The 20,614-nt window shown below is 62.8% G+C and carries 14 protein-coding genes; all 14 read right to left on the bottom strand.

What is annotated here, in order from left to right; all coding sequences use genetic code 11:
• Positions 1-4: 4 nt before the first annotated feature.
• The gene (locus tag ACRANW_RS04290; protein WP_479433303.1) at positions 5-721 is read right to left on the bottom strand and encodes a Stf0 family sulfotransferase; all 717 of its coding nucleotides are present in this window, start codon (positions 719-721) and stop codon (positions 5-7) included.
• Positions 722-861: 140 nt separating this feature from the next.
• Positions 862-2,094, bottom strand: a complete 1,233-nt coding sequence (locus ACRANW_RS04285; protein WP_479433302.1) for an FkbM family methyltransferase — start codon at positions 2,092-2,094, stop codon at positions 862-864.
• Between the two features lie 23 nt (positions 2,095-2,117).
• On the bottom strand, positions 2,118-2,504 hold the full coding sequence (locus ACRANW_RS04280; protein ID WP_479433301.1) for a hypothetical protein: 387 nt from the start codon (positions 2,502-2,504) through the stop codon (positions 2,118-2,120).
• Positions 2,501-4,762, bottom strand: a complete 2,262-nt coding sequence (locus ACRANW_RS04275) for a glycosyltransferase (protein WP_479433300.1) — start codon at positions 4,760-4,762, stop codon at positions 2,501-2,503. The genes ACRANW_RS04280 and ACRANW_RS04275 overlap by 4 nt, the downstream gene beginning before the upstream one ends.
• Complete coding sequence (locus ACRANW_RS04270) at positions 4,759-5,406, bottom strand: hypothetical protein (protein ID WP_479433299.1); 648 nt, start codon at positions 5,404-5,406, stop codon at positions 4,759-4,761. The genes ACRANW_RS04275 and ACRANW_RS04270 overlap by 4 nt, the downstream gene beginning before the upstream one ends.
• Positions 5,403-6,197 (bottom strand): FkbM family methyltransferase, encoded by a 795-nt coding sequence (locus ACRANW_RS04265; RefSeq protein ID WP_479433298.1) that lies wholly within the window; start codon positions 6,195-6,197, stop codon positions 5,403-5,405. The genes ACRANW_RS04270 and ACRANW_RS04265 overlap by 4 nt, the downstream gene beginning before the upstream one ends.
• A 30-nt stretch (positions 6,198-6,227) precedes the next feature.
• Positions 6,228-6,728, bottom strand: a complete 501-nt coding sequence (locus ACRANW_RS04260; RefSeq protein ID WP_479433297.1) for a hypothetical protein — start codon at positions 6,726-6,728, stop codon at positions 6,228-6,230.
• Positions 6,729-7,227: 499 nt separating this feature from the next.
• Positions 7,228-10,158, bottom strand: coding sequence for a CHAT domain-containing tetratricopeptide repeat protein (locus tag ACRANW_RS04255; protein WP_479433296.1), 2,931 nt, complete (start codon positions 10,156-10,158; stop codon positions 7,228-7,230).
• A gap of 36 nt (positions 10,159-10,194) precedes the next feature.
• Positions 10,195-10,800 (bottom strand): hypothetical protein, encoded by a 606-nt coding sequence (locus ACRANW_RS04250; RefSeq protein WP_479433295.1) that lies wholly within the window; start codon positions 10,798-10,800, stop codon positions 10,195-10,197.
• On the bottom strand, positions 10,797-12,149 hold the full coding sequence (locus tag ACRANW_RS04245; RefSeq protein ID WP_479433294.1) for a sensor histidine kinase: 1,353 nt from the start codon (positions 12,147-12,149) through the stop codon (positions 10,797-10,799). Before ACRANW_RS04245 ends, ACRANW_RS04250 begins: the two co-directional genes overlap by 4 nt.
• Complete coding sequence (locus ACRANW_RS04240; protein WP_479433293.1) at positions 12,146-12,826, bottom strand: response regulator transcription factor; 681 nt, start codon at positions 12,824-12,826, stop codon at positions 12,146-12,148. Before ACRANW_RS04240 ends, ACRANW_RS04245 begins: the two co-directional genes overlap by 4 nt.
• Before the next feature lie 121 nt (positions 12,827-12,947).
• A complete protein-coding gene (locus tag ACRANW_RS04235; RefSeq protein ID WP_479433292.1) occupies positions 12,948-13,829 on the bottom strand; it encodes an SH3 domain-containing protein in 882 nt (293 codons plus the stop codon).
• 104 nt (positions 13,830-13,933) lie between these two features.
• Positions 13,934-19,141: a hypothetical protein gene (locus ACRANW_RS04230; protein WP_479433291.1), complete on the bottom strand. Its 5,208-nt coding sequence runs from the start codon at positions 19,139-19,141 to the stop codon at positions 13,934-13,936.
• 23 nt (positions 19,142-19,164) lie between these two features.
• Positions 19,165-20,496 (bottom strand): tetratricopeptide repeat protein, encoded by a 1,332-nt coding sequence (locus ACRANW_RS04225; RefSeq protein ID WP_479433290.1) that lies wholly within the window; start codon positions 20,494-20,496, stop codon positions 19,165-19,167.
• Positions 20,497-20,614 lie beyond the last annotated feature (118 nt).

Here is a 20,614-nt window from a genome sequence, read left to right as displayed (position 1 = left end):
ACGATCACCCATAGCGGTGGCAATCATCCATGAACCGATGATAGATATCCTCGGTCAGGGTGTCTCTTTGCTGCTTGAGCCGAACCTGCGTGACGATTTGCGCGCCGACCGGGCGGCCGGCGAAGGCCAGCATGGCCGCGATCTGCGCAGGCAGATCATCCTTCAGATCTTCATATTCGACGACAAAGGGCGCAATCCCGGTCTGAGCGAAGAAGTCACCCCAGCACACATCATGCAGCAGCATCTCGCGATAGCACTCACGGATTTCGTCAAAATCATAGGCGATCGCAGGTTCGGCGCTGCCGTCAAACACATGCCAGCGTCCCGATTGCCGGGCGCGCCAGAAACTGATCGCCTGGCGCACCTTGTCACGGCGTTTGACCCAGATCCATCGGGCATCGGGGAAACTCTTTGCCAGAACGGCGCTCTGACCCCGTTCTAGCCGAAGACAGCGGGCAAGATTGGTTTTGTGGGGCCACATGATCTTTGCAGCGAAAACGCCATTTTCATTGATCCGAGCGATCTCACCGACCGCTTTGGCGAACGCCTTGTCTGGCGCTGCGGACATCTTCCAGATCATATTGAATTTTTCTAGGCTGAGACCGACAATGCCGTTCTGGCGCAACAGTTCAGCGACATACGTGCTGCCTGATCGGAACGTGCTGGCAAGCAGGATAGACCGCTCGACACCCGCATCGGCGAAGATGCTACGGAACTGCATCGCCCGGGAATACGTGCGCGAAGTATTCGGCCTTTTCGTTGAGCGAACATCAATCGGAATTGACGAAGCGTTTTGGGGATGCCCGTGCAATTCACGGTCTGGATCCGAGACGGGCTGCATATCGGGCTGGGCAGTTTCGGTCATGAGACGCGCTCTCGACTACGGACTAATGACGATCGTGCAGACAAGGGAGAGGCGGGAGGCAGGCACAGCACATCCCATTCTTCGGTGATCTGCCCAGACCATTGGCGAATGCCGTCCTCCAATTGGGCGCTTTCGTCAAAATGCTCAAAAACATAGCCAAACTCACCAAGCAGATGGTAAATTTCGGTGTAATCATACCCTTTGAGCTTCATCCAATGCGGAGAAACTTCCAAAAATAATTGGGGTCTGTATTTGGCTACTGTCTCCAATGAGCCTTGAAGTACAAAAAGCTCGAAGGATTGAACATCAATCTTCATGAAGTCCAATCGATCGATTAATATTTTGCCTGAATCGATTAGGCTATCCAGCGTCCAGACCGGTACGCTTTCACCGCTGGCCGTCTCCTCGGGCGACGCAACAGAAAGCGCGCCAAAGTTATTGACCTCATCATAGGAGATCGGAGCCATCCGAATCTCGCCGTTCTCGCGGCCCAAACAACCCTGCATCAACGTGGTGTTGCGACAACCGTTCACTGCCAAATTAGCCGATGCAAACCGAAAAATCTCAAGCTGCGGTTCGAAGCCAAAGACCTTTCCCGTGTCACCAACGATGCTTGAAAAGAATACCGTATGGTGACCAATATTTGCCCCGATATCGAGGACAACATCACCGGGTGCAATCAATGTTGCAAAAAGATCCAGATCCTTTGGAGCCCACGATCCAGTATTTGTGATCGCCTTACCAATAACAGTGTCTTTATGCGGAACAATCAAGCTACCGACTCTGCCATGGCGAAAGTCAGCCGTGTCTGACAAGGGAAAAGCGAGTCCCTGCCAAGGCTGCCGCTCATGAAATTCAACGCCGCGAAGCCAGATCTGGTCGCCCTTCGATGCCGCGTCACGCGTCTCCGACGAAAATATCGCAATCGAGGTCTGCTCCCCTCGGCGCCCGTCGAACTCCAGCCAATGCTCATTTGGATCGGAATCATAGAGGCTGACGTGCCTTTGTTTACCATTTTCCAGCACCACAACCGTACCGCTCCACGCGTGTTTGTGAAAATGTAATCGCCCTGCACCGTTACAATTGATGACAATTGCCCCCGATCGGCTTTCGATTAAGTCAGCTTGTGCATCGGATGCTTGAAGACTGTAATTCTGGAGCCGAACGGTCCCGCAAGGGATATAATTCTCCCGCGCGAGCATCCGAAGCATTGAAACTGAAAAGTACATCGTGGACACCTGCGGTCTAGCGTTCACTGCGTCGCAATGAAATCATTGGGTTGGGGGCTGGACGAGATGCGCACGCGCAATCGGATCGCCTCATCTATCGCCCATCGATCCGCTTCCGAATTGGCGGCGAGCGCGCACAAGAGCGCGTCCCTGACCGCCTCACGCGTTCGCTGCGACCCACTGGCTGGGCTTTCAGGCGGCACGGAGCGGGGCCGGATCACCGCCTTGACCGCGTCCGTCAAAGCCGAGCGGGCAGCAGGCCAGTGCGCCAACCCTCCGCGTGCTATCAGCAGCCACGGCAGCACCTCGCGCTCGTCATGCAATTGCTCTGCCACGGTGCCCACCTCGCGCTCGGGCAAAGGCGCCTCGGCCAGCATGGCCACGGTGACGAGCCAGGGCGGATCAATCATGCTAGCGCCCTTTCTTCGGTAACGGCGCCAGCCGGGACGATGCTGCGGTAGAAATCGGCCACCGCACGTGCCATGGCCGTTTCGGAATAGCGGGCCGCGAAGGCGGCGTGGCTTGTGCGCGCCAGTTCTCCAAGGCCTGCTCGATCGGCGGCTAGCTGGCCAAGCCGCTCAACCGCGCCCGCGACAAACGCCTCATCATCGGCAAACAAAAAGCCCGACACGCCCTCTTCCACCATTTCGGCTAACCCGCCTTGCGCCATCGCCAGTACGGGAGTGGCGGCCGACATGGCTTCGATGGCGACCAGTCCGAAGGATTCGAAGCGGCTGGGCATCAGCACCACATCCGCATCGAAATAGAGCCGCTCCAATGCCGCGCGATCCACCTCGCCGTGGAAGCGTACCGCCGGATTGCGGGCCGGGTCCACACCGTAATCGGCCTTGAACTGCGCCAGCTGCGCGGTGTTTGGTGCGGCGCCAACAAATTCGAACACAAGCGCGGGATCGCCGCGCATCTGGCCCGCCACGCGCATGGCGAGATCATGGCCTTTGCGCGGCTCGAACCGTCCGGCAAACAGAACCCGCAAAGGCGCGTCGATGGGCTGGCGGGCAAGCTTGCTTTCCAGGGTCTCGCCCAAAAGCGCCAGAATATCGGGCGTACCATGCGGTACGACGCGTGCACGCGCGCCAAGATCAACCGCGTACTCCCCTTCGATCTGGTCAATCACCGCGCGGCTGTTTGCCAGGATATGCGGCGCACGCTGCAAGGCGGCGCGTTCTGCGGCGATCATCGGATCAATGAAGCGGCGACCGTAGATAATCCGGGCATTCCATTCCGGCTTGAACGGCCGCGCCAGCTGGTAGCTGGTGTGCAAGCTCAGCACGGTGAGAAGATCGGGATCCTCAAGCACCGGCAAGGCTTCCAGATCCCAGATCGGAAATGATACCACGCCGAGCCCGCCCGTCTTGAGAAACGCAATTTCGCGCATCACGCCCGCCATCCAGTCGGCCACGCCTGCCGCTGGCACTTGATAGCGGGCGGCAATATCGTCTGCCCCTTCAGGATCGGCGGTGATCGCATGGATCCAGATTCCATCGACAAACCGGCGGCTTGGCACATCATGCGCTCGCGTGATGATATGCACCGCCAATCCTTCATCACGTAGCCCCTGGGCCAGGAGCATTGTCCACCGGGCGATCCCGGCCTCGTTACCGGGCGGCAGGCCTTGGGAAACCAGCGCAACGCGCAAGGGGCGCTGATGCGCAGCGGCGAGGAAGGGCGGAGGCGCGTGGTCGGATGGCAGGTCGCCGCTGCTTCGCTGCGTCAGCAGAGCGCGGCTCGCCGCCTCAATCCCGGCAGCCGTTCCGGTCTCGACATCTCCGTCGAGCGCACGGCGATGCCCCGAAGATATCTCGTCGTGCTCCTCGAGCCAGGCGTTGGCCGTGAGCAACTCCTCACGATAGCCATGCAGCGCCTGCGCGACCTTGGCGTATCCCTCGGCCCGACCGTGGTGGTTGATGAAATAGGTCTTGCTCACCACCGAAGGATAAAGCGTCTTAGCCGTGCGCGTGCTGGACCGGATATGGCTGGCAGCGAACTGGTGAAAAATAAGCGCGGCTGGTTCGTACACCACGCCCCAGCCAGCATCGACCAACCGCAGGCACACGTCGGTTTCGTCGAGCAGATAGGCGAAGGTGTGGTCAAACCCGCCAATCTGCCGCAGCGCTCCCATCCGGAAGCTCGAATTGGTGCCGAGCAGACTGGGGTAAAGCGGCGTTCCGGGCCAATTGAGAACCCGTTCATCAAAGCTGTCGGGCGGAAAATGGGCATTGCCGAAGCGGTCGCACACGGTCTTGCGCACCTGCCAGCGCACACCGGTATTATCGACGGTAAAGCCGCCAACCCCGCCAATGGCCGGATCGCTGAAATGCCGCGCCAGGTAGCGAAGCCAGCGGGGATGCGGGACGGCATCGTCATCGAGGAAAGCGACAATCTCTCCGGCCGCTCCGGCAATCCCGACATTGCGCGAAACCGAGAGGTTGGGAATATCACATCGCAGATGCTTGATCCGGCCTTGCCAGCGCACCAGCACGTCTTCCGAATGGTCCGTGGACGGTCCGTTCACCACCACCAATTCGAAGTGCGGATAATCAAGCTGCATCACCCCGGTGATTGCATCGTCAAGCAGGCTTGCCCGATTGAGCGTGTTGATGACGACAGAAATTGGCGGCGAGAGCGCATCGGACAGAAAGGCGGTCAAAGTTCGGCCTCCTCGACCAGTTCCAGCCAGTCGCGATTTGCCCGCTCGAACCGCGGATCGCGGACCATCGCGGCCACCAGCGCATCCAGACTGCCGCAGAGTCGCAAAACATCGCAAAGATCATCGTCATCCATCGTGCGCACCCCCCACAGCAAACGGGCAAAGGCAATCACATCAGGGCGCCCCGGCACTTGCTGGGATTGCGGCCCCGGCTCGGGAAAGCGGATGGGGAAGCGGTGTTCTGCGATGCCTTGCCGCCCCAACACAAAGCGCAGATGCTCCACCACATCATGCGGCGGTGCCCCCAGCGCGCAGGCGGTGCGATAGGCCATTTCGGCCACGATCAGCCGGTCCTGCTCCTTGGCCATATGGCCAAGCTGGGTCCAATAGCTTGCTTCATAGGGATACAGCGCAAGCGCGGCGGTATAGGCGCTTTCCGCCAAAGCCCAGTCCGTGGCATCACGCGCCTGATCGCCGCGGGCGATGTGAGCGACAAAAGCGGGATCGGCGAGCGCCGCGGCCTGGGCATTGGCCAGCAAAGCGGCGCGGCTGGCTGTATCCAGCAGCGCGTGCGGCGCTGGAGCGAGCGCCATGCGAGCCGGACGCCGCCGCGGGATCGTCCAAACATCCCGGCTCGTTTTCATAAGGCATCTCCACTTGTCGCTTCGGCGATGGCAGGCACACGGTCCGGCACAACTTCCGGCAGTAACGCCAGATCAACGCACACCAGCCAGTCCTCTCCCCATTGCTGGCTTTCTGCCATCGTGCGAGTAAGGGGCTTTACGGTGGCGTCGAAGTCCAGGAAGGTCAGTGCGTCGGTGCCGAGCGCGGCGGCCACATCATCAAAGGCATAGCCGCGCGCAAAATTGACCTCGCACACTACCCGTGGTCGAAACCGCTCAAGCACGGGGCGCAGGTGCGCCAGCACATCAAGCTCGGCCCCTTCGACATCGATCTTGATGAAATCAACCCGCTGAAAATCATCAGGATTGATCTGGCCGATCGGGACTTCGCTGATCTCACCATGGCGAGCGAGATGCTCCCGGTCTTCAGCCGGGGCGATGAAACGGCCGTTCTTGGGCTCACCGCGTGGCACGAAAAACAGCCGCTCGGACCCGTCATTCAAAGCCGTCAGAGCGACCTTGCGCGCATCGGTTCTTGGGCCAAAGCCATTGACGGCAATGCTGGCGGCAAGACGGCGAAAAACCTCCGGATTGGGTTCGATTGCGACAACCCGGCCACCTGCACCCACCAGCTCGCCGGCCAGCAGCGTGTAATAGCCAAGATTGGCGCCGACATCGATCACGGTATCGCCGGGACGGATCATTTCAGCGAAATGACGGGTCAGCCAGTACTCCCAGTAGCCTTCGAAAATCATGTGGGGCGAAAAGCCGATGTCGTCGCCCATCACGAACATCTTGAGCCCGCCCAGCACCTGACACAGAATCGTGCCTTGCGTCCATCATCAATCCCGATGCTCTCGGACGCCGATCAGAAGCATCGTTGCGACACCCCATGCGACCAGGCCGAGCACAAACGTCGCCATGATACCGCGCAGCCGCCGGGGAAAGGCGGGATCGTCCGGCAGGCTCGGCTGGGAAATCCGTTCGACATAGGCCTGCTTGCGGCGCGCTTCGGCCTGGGCTTCCTGATAGGCCGACAGAGCAATCGCAAGCTGCTTTTCAGCGTAGTCCGATGCCAGCCGCAATTCCTGGTACCGCGCCGATGCCGAGGACAGCGACCCTGCACCGCCCGCCAACTGCCCGGTCTGATCGGCAATGGCGCCTTCCAGATTGCGGATCTGCGTTCGCACATAAGGGATCTGGGAAGCTTTTGGGGTGTAGGCTAGACCTTCGACACACGTGCACCGATGGACTGCTGGAATGGAACTGCCGATGAGGTGGGCAACGCGCATTCTCTTGGCATCCACTTCGCCATCAATGGCGAGAAACGTCAGGGCGCGCATATTCGCAACCTAGTCTACATTCTATGACAGCAGACCGGCCGGCCCAGCCATAGCGAAGGCCTTGTGATGGCCGAAGGCTGAAACGCGGTGCTCGCCGCTTTCGAATGTGACATGCTGCTCATCAGCGCCGGGCCAACCGACGTGTCGCTGGAGTGATTGTGACCAGCCGGCAGGCCAATAGTTACGAGTTGGGCACTTCGAAGGCGTACGTATTTCTACGCTTTGCCGATGCTATGGAGATCGGACCGGGTACTGCTTGCTGGCAACCTGGCGCATCAGACCCCACCCTTTGCAGGTCAAAGGCTGCGCTCTATCCTGCGCGATTTGGCGACCTTCACCTGAAAGCTGGCTGCGGTGACCAAGAGGAAGGCTGGCGCAAGTCTGACCGATACCAACCAGCCCGAACATACACCCCATCCGCGCGCCACGGTCGACATGGCGGTTGATGGGCCGCTGTTACAACCGCGCCATCCATCGCCGCCTGCCCCCCTCCACCGGCCTAGTCGATCAGCACGAAGGGCGCCCAGATTTCGGGGCGGTCCGCGCCGGGCAGGCCGCTGTCACGCCGCAGACGGCGGATCGCGTGGTGCAGCGCCTGCGCCTTGTCACCGTGCTTGCGGTAATGGCGCAGCATCTCGACCGCGACATAGGCCGCCACATCGTCGCGCACCTGCCAGTGGGTTGCCAGCACGCTGCCCCCCCCGGCAAAGCGGAAGGCGCTGACCAGCCCCGCAAAGGCAGGCACCCCGCCGTCAAACCCGGCGGCACTGTCACAAGCGGTCAGGATCACCCAATCCGCGACCAGATCCAGCCGCGCGATCTCGCTCGCGGTCAGCACCCCGTCGCCTTCGCCCTGCTGCGGGCGCGACAGGATCAATGCAGGCTCTGCAATCCCTTCCAGCTCCCCGCCGACCAGGCCGTGGGTGGCAAACAGCAACACCTCGGCGCGGGCAACGCCCGGATCAGCGAGATTGGCTTCGCTGGCCGCATCGCCCAGAAAGACCCGCGCTGAGCCACTGGCGAATTCGCGCGCGATGGTCCGCGCCTCATTGGCGGAACCGGGCAGCGGGGGAAGCAGCGCCAGCCGTGCGGCATCCACGCCGCCGCGCTCGAAATAGGCGGCGGGGCTGAATGTCGCAGACCCGGCAGCCTCACCCGCTGCGCCTGTCACGAACGGAGCAGGCGCAGCAAAGGCAACCAAGCCACCCACACGCGGGCGGTCGGCACGATCCGCCCAGCTCAGCGCGGCGATGTTCGCCAAGGCAAAACGATCCGCCAACCATTCAGGCGCCTTGCCCTGCCCGCCCGCGTCTAGCAGCAGCGACCCGAACGGGAGCGAGGCGAGGGGACCGCCTGCCAGAATCCGCAGGGTCCCCATCCCGCCCAGGGCAGCGCGGCTCTCTGCCGGGAGCAGGTTTGCGGCCAACCGGGCCGAGGCGGCCGGATCGAACGCCATACTCGCCGCTCCGTCACGCACTGCAGAGGCGAGCGCGATCAGGTCCGCGCGCGGAAGTCCGAGCCTGCGGGCGATTGCCTGATCGCCGGTTACCAGCAGGCTGTAAGCGCCATCATAGGCCGGGGCGAGCGCCAGCAGTGCTTCCCCCTTGCCAAGCTGCGCCCGGATCGCGGTGATACTGGCAGCGGCGGGATCGAGCATCTGTCCGGCAACAGCATCGCGCGCGGTCAGCGCAGCCAGCGCCGCTACGCGTGCCGCATCGGCCTGCGCCAGTGCTTCACGCGCTGCATCGGATGCGGTGCCATCGGCCAGTGCGCGCAGAAACACCCGGTCAGCCGCGTCCACGGCCGCATCGGCCTGCTGGAGTGCGCGCAGTTCGCCTGCGATCTTGGGGTCATCCGCCGCCAGCCGTTCGGCCCGAAAGGCCGTCGCCTGCGCCAGGCCCGATCCGGTCGCCAGCGCCATCGCCTGCGCCATCAGATCGGGCGCAGCGCAATCGACTGCGATTTCCATCACCAGATCAAGCGCTGCGCGCTGTTCGGTCTCGAATGTCGCGGTTTGCACCCGCGCCCGGTCACGCCCCAGAAAGGCGAGCATCGTGCGCGCTTCGTCCAGCGCGCTCTCCGGCTGCCCTGCCACCACGCTTTGCGCCCGGATGTCGATCAGCCGCGCATGGCGCAGTGCAAAGGCGCCGGACTTTTCGGTTTCCAGCAGGCGGGCATAATCGCGCGCGGCGATGCGTACGGCTTCCTCGCCTTCGCCACTGCGGATCAGCGCACGCACCAGATCCGGCCCGATCCGCTTGGCAATGTCGGTATCGACCGATTTGGCCGCCATGCGCGCATCAATTGCGCGCAACTGCGCCAGCGCCTCGTCTTGGCGGCCCAGCGCGAAGGTGCCTTGCGCCGCGTAGGCCAGCGAGCCGAGGCCGAAGGGGCTGCCTTCACCCTGATGTTTGGCAAAAATCGGTGCGGCTTCCGCAAATAGCGGCACAGCGTCGGCATAGCGTTCGCGCTGGTGGTAGATCGTCGCCAACAGGTGGATGCCATAGCCGAAGAACAGACTTTCGGGCCCTTCGTGTTCACGCTTCAATTCGAGGCTGCGGGCCAGATAGCCAGTGGCCTCGATCGGGCGGCCGCTACGAGACAGCACGATGGCGAGCATTTCCAGTGCGCGGGCATAGCTGGGGTGCGCCGGATTGACATGGGCCACCGCCCTTTCGACGGCGATCCGCGCATAGCGTTCGGCCTCGTCCATCTGTCCTGCCCGGCGCAGCGTGCCGGCATAGCGATAGTACGAAGCGATAGTATCCGGGTCGTTGGGGCCGAGAAACCCCTCACGGGTGTCCAGGCTGGCACGTTGGTATCGCAGCGCATCGTCGGTCCGGCTGAGTTGCAACAGCACCTGCGACAGCGAGAATTCGAGGTTTGACCGTGCGACCACCGCGCCGCGATCAATCTCGTCTGGCGCCAGGGCAACGAAACTTTCCATGTAGGCCGCATACCCGGTTTCCAGCGAGGCGATCGCCGCATCGGCCTCACCCGCCTGCGTCAGCAAAGTGCCAAGCAAAGCCACACCCTCGGCGCGAACGACCAGCGTATCGGGATCGCGATCGGGCAGCGCGGCCAGCCCGCGCTCGACTGCTTCACGGGCCTCAGCATTGCGGCCGAGAATATAAAGCTGCGAGGCGATGCGAATATCTACGCGGGCCACTTCGGGATGATCGGGCGCGATCAGGCGCGCGGCCACGGCCACCTTCTCCCATGCTTCGATGATGCGCTGCGCGCCTTGGGCATCGGGCGTGGTTTGTTGGAACACGGCTTCGGCCTGCTCTCGAAGCGTCGCAACCTGCGATTCGGATGATGTTTGCGCAGCCAAGGCCACCGTAGGCGCGCTGCCCAATGCCAGCGCCATTGCGTAGACGCTGCTCGTGATGGCGCCGTTGAAGCGGCGTTTCCCCCAGTTCCCTGTCATATGCTCTCCCCCCCATGATGAGAGCATAAAGCGGAGTTAGTCGAATACGATGTAAAATTCCGACATTGCGGGGCCCGGATTGACGATGTCGATACTGTGCCGTTGGGTGTAGAGCGGCACCCACAGGCACGTGACCGGATCATCGCTGGTCTTGCACACCTGCCGATCAGACTGGTCACGCACCACCAGCTGCGGCGCCGGCCCACGCGAAACCTTGAGCACGATCTGCGCCGATCGGCCGCCAAGGAAAGTCTGGTGAAGCTGCGTTGTCGCCCCCGGATTGAGCGCGGCGGACCGATAGGCCGGGCCAAGCGCGCGCCCGCGCATCGGACCGGCATCGGCGGGCAATCGGGCCATCCAGCGCCGCAATGCTTCCTCGTCCTGCTCGGTCTGCGGCTTGGGCCCAAGCTGTTCGAGTCGCTGAGCCGCCAGCGCCAGAGCGGTAGCATCCTGCGCCCGTTCGGCCCGGTCGGCCATCAGCAACGCATCGGCCAGTCGCTCCGCCCGGCCTGTGTGAGTAGCCGTCGGAACGGGCGCAACTGATGCCTGCGCCGAATCGCCAGCCCCCGGCGCAGCACAGGCCGCCGCAACCGTACAAAGTCCCACCATCACCCCTGCGCGAAACCCAGACGCCGCGATCATGCTGCGGCCGCGATGCGAAACACCGCGCCTCCAGGTCCGCTCCCGGCAGGCGCTTCCAGCGTCAGCGCGAGGCCATGCCGCTCGGCAATGGCGTGCGCCAGTGCCAAGCCCAGACCGCTGCCCGAAGTTTCCTCGCCGCGCCCCCGACCGCGATAGAACCGTTCGAAGATGCGCGCCCGGTCGCGCGGATCGATCCCCGGCCCGTCATCGGCCACCACCAGCACCGGCCCCGGCTCCAGCGAGATTGCAATCTGGCCGCCGCGGGGCACGTATTTAAGAGCGTTGTCGAGCATGTTCGTCATCAGCCTTCCCAATTGTCGCTCGTCGCCATTGATGGTCACATCGGGCGCGATCGTCCAGCGCAGTTCCAGCCCGGCTTCTTCGGCACTGCCGGCGTAGAGTTCGCAGATGCCCGTCACCAGCGCGCTGAGATTTACCGGCGCAAGCCCGCTGCGATCGCCGCGATGGGCTTTGCTCGCGGCAATATCGAGCAGCGATTCCAGCGTTTGCACAATCCGCCTAATTTCGCCGCGCGCTTCGGCCAGCCGTTCGGCAATGGCGGTGTCAGGCTTTTGCGCGAGCGCTTTCACCAACCGGTTATCAAGGTGCGACAGCGGCGTGCGGATTTCGTGGGCGAGCTGTTCCGAAGTATCCTTATAGGCCGCCAGCAGATCATTCACCCGCGCCAGCGCCGCGCCGCTATGCGCGGTCAGCTCGTCGATTTCGTCCCCGTCGATCCGTCCGGCGGCGGCGAGGCCAGCGCCATCCTGCGGTTCGCGAAAGGCCACGTTGATCCGCCCGATCCGGCGTTGCAGGCCAAGCGCGGCGAAGCGCCCGAGCAGCGCCACAAGGCCGATGAACACCGCTCCGCCGCCTGCAAAGGCCATAGCGATGCCTGACAGCACGGGCGTTTCGATATCGATGCTGCGGGCGACCACCAGCCGCAGGTCCGGGCCAAGCTGGACCGCGCGGGCAAAACCTTTGGAATTGGTGCCAATCGCGATGATCCCGCTTTCCGACACCGTAGGATCCAGCGCAGGCCAGGTCGCCAGATCGCCCGCGATCACCCGCCCGCTGTCATCGGCCAGCAGGTAATGCGGCGCCCCGCCTTCCATCGGGGTCAGTGCGATACGATCAGCAATGCGTGCCTCAAGCTCGGCCCTTCCGCCGGTCGCGTAGATGTCGGCTAGGCCGGCAAGATCGACATCGACCTCGGCTTGCGCGGCATGTTGCAAGGTTGTGCTCACCGTTTGATGGGTGAGCCACCACAGGCCCGCCAGCAGCACCAGCGAAAGCACGATCGCCCCCGCTACCAGGCGCGAGAAAATGGAACGGCGCGCTTCGATCACGGTGTTCCGTCGAGGAGGCGATAACCCGATCCCAAAATCGTTTCGAGCGCGGGCCGGTCAAAGCCATCCTCAAGCTTGCGGCGCAACCGCCCGATATTCACATCAACCACGTTGGTCTGCGGATCGAAGTCCATCTTCCACACATGCCGCAGCAACATTTCGCGGGTCACGACCTCGCCTGCGTTCTCCATGAAATAGCGGAACAGCTCAAACTCCTTCGGGCTGAGCGCAAGGTGGCGATTGCTGCGGAACGCGGTGCGCGCTTTCACGTGACATTCAAAGGCGCCGTAGAGGATCACAGCTGAATGTTCGCGCCCGGTGGCGCGGCGATGCAGCGCCCGCAGGCGGGCCACCAGCTCTTCAGGCTCGAACGGCTTGGCAAGGTAATCATCAGCCCCGCCGTCCAGCCCGTCGGCCCGATCACTGCTGCGACCCAGCGCCGAAAGGATCAGGATGGGCGTACCAATGCCGCCTTCACGCAGGCGGCGGGTGATGGTCAACCCATCGATATCGCCGAGCATTCGGTCAAGGATGATGACATCGAACGGCTCCAGCCCTGCCCGCAGCAAGGCAGCACTGCCGTTGTCTTCCCACACCAGCACATCGCCACTGGCGCTGAGAATTTCTCCCACCGCTGCGGCCGAGCGCGGATCATCCTCGACATAAAGGATCCTCATGAACGCCGCTTCCGACCTGACGAAACCTGGCCAATCAACCCGGTGCCTCCCCTTGAATAAAGTGCTGCCACCGCTCGCCCACGGACGCAAGCGGTGGCAGTAGGTGGGACAGGCTGTCAGCTCAGTTAATGCTTTCGACCGACACCCAGCCCAACGTACCGAAATTGTCCCGCGCTTCGATGAACAATCCTTCGCGCTTGCCGGTCGGGGTCAGCGTGGTGCCCACCCGCAGGTTGCGCAGCACCTTGGCGCTTGCTGACGGCATTTCGAGCATCGCCGTGGCCGCCGCGACGGTTGCCATGTCACTGCTGGCGCTGCCGCCATAGGTCGGAGCGGCAGCGATGGTGGCTTTCTGCGCGACCAGCTGATTGAAAGCGATCACAAACGCCTCGACCAGCATCTTGCCGTCCTTGCTCGAGCCGTAGCCCGCCGCAGCAGCACCGGCATTCCACGCGCCTGCACCGCCAAAGCTCAATGTGCTTTTCTTGACCATACCTTGTCCGGTGGCGATCGTCTGCCCGCTGGATGGGCTAAGCAACTTGATCCCGGCGGCAAGGCGTTTTTTCTTTCCGCCCAAACCGCCGAACATGCCGAGCACAGCGCCAGCGCCGGGAACGCTGCTGAGCAGCGAGCCTGCCGCGCCCGAACTCACCAACCCCTGCATTGCCGCAGACTTGGCGACCTCGATCGATTGGTCGACTTCCTCGCTGTCGCCCGCAACCACGTTCAGCAGGAAATCCGCCGCTTCGCCGCTGGCCGGGCTGTGCGGCGTAAAGCAGCCGGATTCGAGCGCCAGCGAATTGATCAATTCGCGAGGACTACCGAGCCCGAACTCGGACCACCCCTGGGTATCCCCTTCAACCACCGCGATCGCGCCAAGGCTTTCGGTACAGGTGGCCAGTTTGACCGCATCTTGGCCATCGTTGGCCTGCACCGGCGCTGCAATCAGCGCCCCCGAGGCCAGAAACGTTACCGCGAGCGGGCGAAAATTCGTCTTCGTCATTGTCAATCTCCCCATTGCCATCAATGGTGCAATGATGCCGCTGGTGGCCTTGCGCAGCCACACACATGCACTGTCATCGGCATGACAAGTGCTGTTAAGTTGCGTCAGCGGCCCTCCATCGCGCGGCGATCAAACGTGATCATGCCGCCCATCAGATGTTCGGCCAGTCGGATGGTTTCCTGCCGCGCCAACCCATAGCCGTGCCCCGTGCCCTCGCCCGAAGCCAATCCCGGCGGGAGCAGCGCAAGGTCCGGCCCGCCCATCGTCACCGGGCCGGCATGCGATGAGGCACTGCCTGTTCCGCCCCAACGGTTCATGTCGATTCCCGCAATCGCGCCGCCGCTGGGAGCGATCGCAACGACCCCGCCGCCCGCGCTGCGGGCATAGGGGTTGGTCGAAGGCTGTGTGGCAGGGGCCGTTGCGCGGAATGCTGCTGTGCCGATGACAGCGATGTCTGTGGCAAAGCGAATGTCGTACTGGACGCCAAGTTCGGTGCCGCCGGCCCCGGCCAGAAAGCCCGTCCATTCGACGGAACACGCCCCGGCACAGGGACCGCCGGTCACGCTGCCATTGGCCGAGCGGCCCGTGAAACCGCCATTGACCAGTGACAATTCGCTAGTGGCAAGGTTCGCAATGCCGCCCGTGGTCTGCGCCAGATAGCTGTTCGAATTGTAATCGAAGCCAAGCGATATGCCGACCTTGGGGCTTGTGCCAAACTGCACTGCGGCCGAGCCCGCCGTGAGCACGCCCGGCGCCACACTGCCATCGACGGCCGTAGGCCTTGTGCCCCCGACGAGCGTGTAATCCACTCGCCCGCTGGCCGGGAGGTCGGTGGAGGGCGTGCCGATTATGATATGATATCCGCCGTTGGCGCTTACACCGAAGGGTGGGGGCGGGCCAAACCGGCTGGGGACGACCGCGCCATTGCTCCAGCGCGACCAGCGCACCGCGCCCGATGTGGTGCGACCAATATCGGTATTGCTCGCTGCGGCAATGTTTGTCGCCACAGGCGCGATTCTATCGAACCAACCGTTGTTGCCGCCAATTTCGATCACCTGGCCATCGGCATTGGTCTTGTAGCCAAAGCTGCCGGGCGTGATCTGCACGGTGTCGAGTGAATTGGTGCGGCCCGGATTGGCCGTTCTGTAATCGAGCGACAAGAGATTGCCTTGGCTGACGAACACGTCCGTGGTGACGGTTGCGCTTAACCGATTGCCGGTCACCGCACTGACGGGCGGGCCGGTGAGCGTGCCATTGCCAAAGATCGCCGCGCCACTGATATTCTTGGGATTGCTCAAGCCCGTCGCGTTATACGTCAGGCCCAGCTGATTGAGATCAGCGCCGGCAAAATATCCTGCAAACTGGATCGTGCAACTGGCGTTACAGCTGTTGTCGCTGGTGGCGATGCCATCGCCAAGAATACTGAAATTGACATTGCGTCCCTGCGTTACGCGGAACTCTGATGTGCTTTGCTCGGCATTGGCCATGCCGCCCTGCGTCGCGAAAGCGTAGACGAAATCACCACCAGCTTTTGGCAAGGTGATGCTGCCTTCCATCGCCACGCGATTGGTTGTGCCAAACAGCACCGCCATATCGGCCTGGAACTGTCCCGGAGCAAGCGATCCGTCGGCAATCGTCGGCGCGGTGGCCGCAATCAGATCGTAATCGATGCGGCCAGTTGTCGGGATGGCGAAGCCGCTCGTGGTGGGCCCGGCAAACAGATAATGCAGGCCCTGCGTGACAGACAAGGTCGTGTTTTCAGATTGATTTGCCGAAACATAAATGCCGTTGGTCCAGCGACCGATGGCAAATCGGGCATTGGTCGACACGTCAACGGCATTGGCTGTGCCGATGCTGCGCGGGCGGAAGCTTTCGAGGATCGCAGTGATCGCGCCATCGCTGTTAAAAACCACCCCGTCGGCGCTGAAACCGTTCAGACCGATTGTCGGTGCGCGCAGGTTGTAGTTGATACCGGTGGTGGCCGTGAACGGCGATTGATTGGCAAGGATCAATGGCGTGCCCGTCGGCGCTGGGGGGCTGACGACAGGGGGCGTGATAACAGGCGGCACAGTTCCAAGACCCGCCAGCGCATCACCCGATTTTCCGAAAACCGCGATCCCCTGGATCGCATTGGCCGTCGCCTGATCGAAGATATTGTAGGTAAAGCCCACTGCCTCGCCGCCGTCACCGAAGGCACCGCCGAACACCTGCGCCTGGCAGAAACCGTTGCAAGCCGTAGGCGTAAGCGCGGTCAGCGGCATGTTCTGATTTTCGAACGTACCATCTGCCCGCAGGGCAATGCCGCCCCGCGCCGGATCGGCGGCCCCCCCTTCGGTCGCAACGCGGTACCCTTCGGTGCCGCTCAACACATCGAAATCAAGACCGATGAGGGGCACTGATCGAAATGCGACCGCCAGATTGCCGGTAAAATAAGCCGTTGAGCCAAGGGCGCCTGACCGGTTGCTGGGCGCTGTCCCGCCGACCAACTGATAATTGATCGTGCCTGTGCCCGGCAGATTGGTAGCCGGTGTCCCGATCAGCACGTTCTGGCTGACATTCGGTCGATTGCCCACCTCACCGACAAGATAGCGGCTCCAAGCGACAGCGTCGCCAATCCGCCCAAATTCGCGCAAAGTGCTCGAATCAGGGTCAAAATTGAAGGTCTGGTTGCCCGCTACGCTATTCAACGTGACGCTGGCAATCCGGCCCTCTTCATCCACGTCGACATCGGCCGCAGTGTTAATGAACAAAGCGTCTGTGCTGAACACCCAGGCGTTCACGCCCGCTAGCTGGGTCGAAGTACCGCCCGGATTGCCGCCGGTGTTCCCGCCCCCGGCATTGCCCGGCAGGCCCGCGAACTGATCGGGATTGCCGCCGCCCGCGATGTAGATGAAGTAGTCAACGAAGAACGGGTCAAGCTCCGCGATAGCGCCAAGCCCACCCTGAATTGCGCTCAGCGCGGCTAGATAGGCCTCGACGGTGGCCTGATCGAGCACCGTGTAACCGCTCGGGAGTCCTCCCCCGGCAAGGAAAGCGAAATAGGCGTTCAATGCCGCGACGTAATCGCCATAGATCGGCAAGCCTGTGAACCCGTCCGGCGTGCCGCCCGCCGAAAGGAAGGCGAAATAGCGCGTCAGCAGGTCGGCATTGGCGCCCAGCAACGTCGCAAGCTGGCCCGATCCCGTCACCGCGTCAATGAAGCCTCGCAACTTCGCCAGATCTTGCGCCGTGTAATCAGACGGCAAGCCTCCCCCTTGCAGGAACAGCGCATAGGCGTTGAGCGCATCGGCAAAAGCGGGGAAATCGGGTGGGACGGGCAGCCCGGCGAACAGATCGGGGTTGGCGCCGCTCGCCAGATATACCGCATATTCGCGATAGAAGGCCGCTTGGTCGCCAAGGAAGCGCGATGTTGCGCCTGCCGCTTCCAGCGCAGCGATGTAGCTGCGGATCTGGTCGGGCGTCAGCAGGGTATAACCCGATGGCACGCCGCCTGCGTTCAGGAAGTCGAAAAACGCCCTCAGGTCGACAGCGAAGCCCGCAAACACGTTGGCAGGCAGTCCGGCAAAGCCATCAAAGCTGCCGCCCCCGGCCACGAAGTTCGCATAGGCGGAAAAGAACGCAGCCCGGTCCCCGAGGAAGCGATCAAGCGCGCCGGCCGCCTGCAATTCCACCAACCACGCCTGTAGCACGGCGATGTCGGTCCCGCTGAATTGCGATGGCCGCCCGCCGTTGGAAAGGAAGGCGAAATAGGCATCGAGCTGCGCGGTATAACCAGCAAATACATTGGCAGGTAGGCCCGCAAAACCATCGACCTGGCCGCCTGCGCGCAAAAACGCGAGGTAGTCAGCATAAAAGCCCGCCTGATCGCCCAGCACGATCTGGAGCAAGCCAGCGTTGGCCAGCGTTTCGAGATAGGCCCGCAAGGTGGCCTGATCGATCGTGGTGTACGCGCTCGGGCGGCGGCCGGTGGCGAGGAAGGCAAAGTAATCACCCAGAGCGGTCTCGTACTGCGCCGCGAAGGCCAACCCGCCATTGGCGAGGAAGGCTTCGGCCAGCGCGCGATCAGCTGCGCCCAATTGCACCACCAGCCCGCTATCGCGGAGGAAAGCAATCGTCTGCGAAAGCGCCGCCTGGCTTGCTCCGGTGAATGCCACGGGATCGCCTCCACCTTGCACAAAGGCGAAATAGGCGGTGGTCAGATCGGTAAAGGACAGCGAAAAGGCATCGCGGTTACCGCCGCTGGCGAGAAAAGCGAGATACGCACCGGCTAACGCCCGGTCACGCGCTGCCAGATCGGCGAGCGCGCCAGTGCGGCGAATGTAGGCGAGATAGGCGTCGATGTCGTCCGGACCGGCCGAAGCAAAACCGCTCGGCAATCCGCCTGCACGGATGAGATCGAGGTAGCTGGCGACAAAGCCGCTATAGGCGCCCACGAAATCGTTGCCCGAGCCGCCGCCGGCCAGAAACCGCAGATAGGCGCGGATGATATCGGCCTGCGCTTGCGGAAAGGGCGTCCCGCCGTAGCTGTTTTCGATCTGCGCGGCGGCGCCGACCAGCAGCGCAAGATCACCGCTGGGAAAGGTATCGACCGCAGGATTACCGACGACAGCCTCAATGCGCCGGGCCGCAGCGATGATGTCGCTCGACGCACCTGCCGTGGCAAGCTGATCGCCGAACCCTGTGGGGATGCCGTTGAGCGCAGCCGCAACAGGGCCAGCGGCGCCACCTATCGGCACCACGCGGCCCGGTTGTGCAGGGCCGCCGGCAACCAGTGCGGCAGGCTGGACGATCGCTTCATTGGCAATCACGCGGCGCGGCCCATCCTGCCCACGCGCACGCCACATTTCGCCTGTGGCAAAGCGCTCCAGCGTGCCGACACGGCCGATCTGCAAAGCGCCGGTCAGCACATGACCGCTCGCCTCACCCGTCTTGCGCACCGTGAAATTGCCTGCGGCTCCCAAGCCTGTCACGCGGCCTTCAAGCCCTTCGGGCATCCGCACCAGCACTTCGCCGGTCGAGCCCGATGTGACGGTGATTGTGCCTTGGTACAGGTCGATCGAGCCATCCTCGTTAAGCCGATATTCCGCCGCATCGACGATGGAAACCGTGCCTCCGCCGGTCAGCGCCACCTGGGTCAAGCCGGCGCGTTGATCGATCCGCTGGCCGGTCGCAGGCTGCGCATCGCTGGTGGTGAACAGCAGCTGGTTGGCGGCCAGTGGCGCGCTCAGCGCAAGGCCGGAGGCGCCGACCAGCAGCAGGCGGGCGGAACGGGCGAAGGATTTCGCGAGCGAAATGGTCAGGATAGCAGTCATGTGGTGGCCTCCCCGGATACCGATCAAAATTCGAAGCGCACGCCGATCGAGGCGGTCCAGCGCTCGAAATCGAACAACGCGATATTGCTCCAGTTGCGCGAATAGGTGGCAGTGGGCTGGAGAAAGAGACGATCCGTGATCGCGACCTTCAATCCTGCCGACAGGTCGAGCCGTTCGTCTGCGCGCTTGATTAGGAACAGCGGGTCGGGCGCATCGTAACGGCGCAGATCAAAGCCGATCCCGCCAACCACCGCGAGCGTCCGTGCCAGCGGCACTTCAGCGCCCAGATTGACCCCGACGAAATCGAACGAGAGGTGATCACCTGCTTGGCGCCGGGTTTCCTCGGTACCGCCATTGATGTTCGCGGCGAAAAATTTGCCAACGAAACCCGCCCCCACCGAAAAGCGATCCGCATCGCGCAGCGGATCGCCGTTGAAATCGAGCCGGTTCCACTGGCCCGAAACCGTCAGGGCCTTTCCGCCCGCCAGCGGCTTGGTGTACTGCGTCGTGACCCCGTAGGACGTCCGGAAGCCCGTATCATCGAGCCAGAATTGCTGCACCAGTCCCGACAGCGAGATCACGTCATCATTGGCGAAACTGTGAGCGTACCCCGTCGTCCCGGTCAGCGCGGCCTGATCGAACATCGACGTATCGAGATTGTCGCGCCAATTGCCTAGCACCGAAGCGAACAGGCGATCCTGCCGCCCAATCGCTGTCACGCCGGAGATGCCGGCGGTAATGTCGTAGAATTCGTCGGACTGCGCCACCGCTGCGCCGCCAAGCTGGCCGGGCCCGAGGAAGCTGAACAGCGGAATGACAATTGCATCCAGCTCGGTCGCGGTGTTGATGTTGCTATCATACCCAATCCGCGCATCGGCAAAGCCGCTGACATCCGAACCACCGCCTGCGATCTGCCGGTCGAACTGGCGCACGAAGCCCGTAAACCGCTGTCGCACCGGATCGGGCAGGCTGGGATCGTCGACCACGGTGGCGAATTGTTTGCGCGCGGTATCGATATCGCCCGCCAGCGCAAAGGCCCGGGCCAACTCCGCCCGCGCGGCGGCGTTGTCCGGCTGAACAGCAAGCACGCGCTGGAAGGCGATGATCGCATCGCCAAATCTACCTGAATCCAGCGCCGCAATGCCCAGTGCAAAATCGAAATCCGGCTCGCCGGCACGTTGGGGCACCTGGACGGAAAGCCTGCGGAAGTCCGCATCGGCCGCAGCCCTGGCGGCTGCGCTGTCCGGCTGAACCTCGCTCTGAGCGAGCACAGGCGTCGCTATGGCAGTTGCCGCGAGCACCAATGATGCCCCCAGCATCGCTGCACGCAGGCAGTATGCAGATGTCCGTTTCACTGTATGCCAGCCCCCAAGTCCGTTCCCATCAGACTTGCGGCATGGCGCAGAGTGTCAGGCGGGCACACTGACAAGCATTGTCAGCGCCATGACAAATGCCGTTATGTGTCTCGGACGC

The organism is Erythrobacter sp. 'gip.4 top 5' (assembly GCF_056495765.1).
The sequence above is the reverse complement of the archived record's forward strand: the minus strand, read 5'-3'. Positions and strand labels throughout refer to the sequence as shown.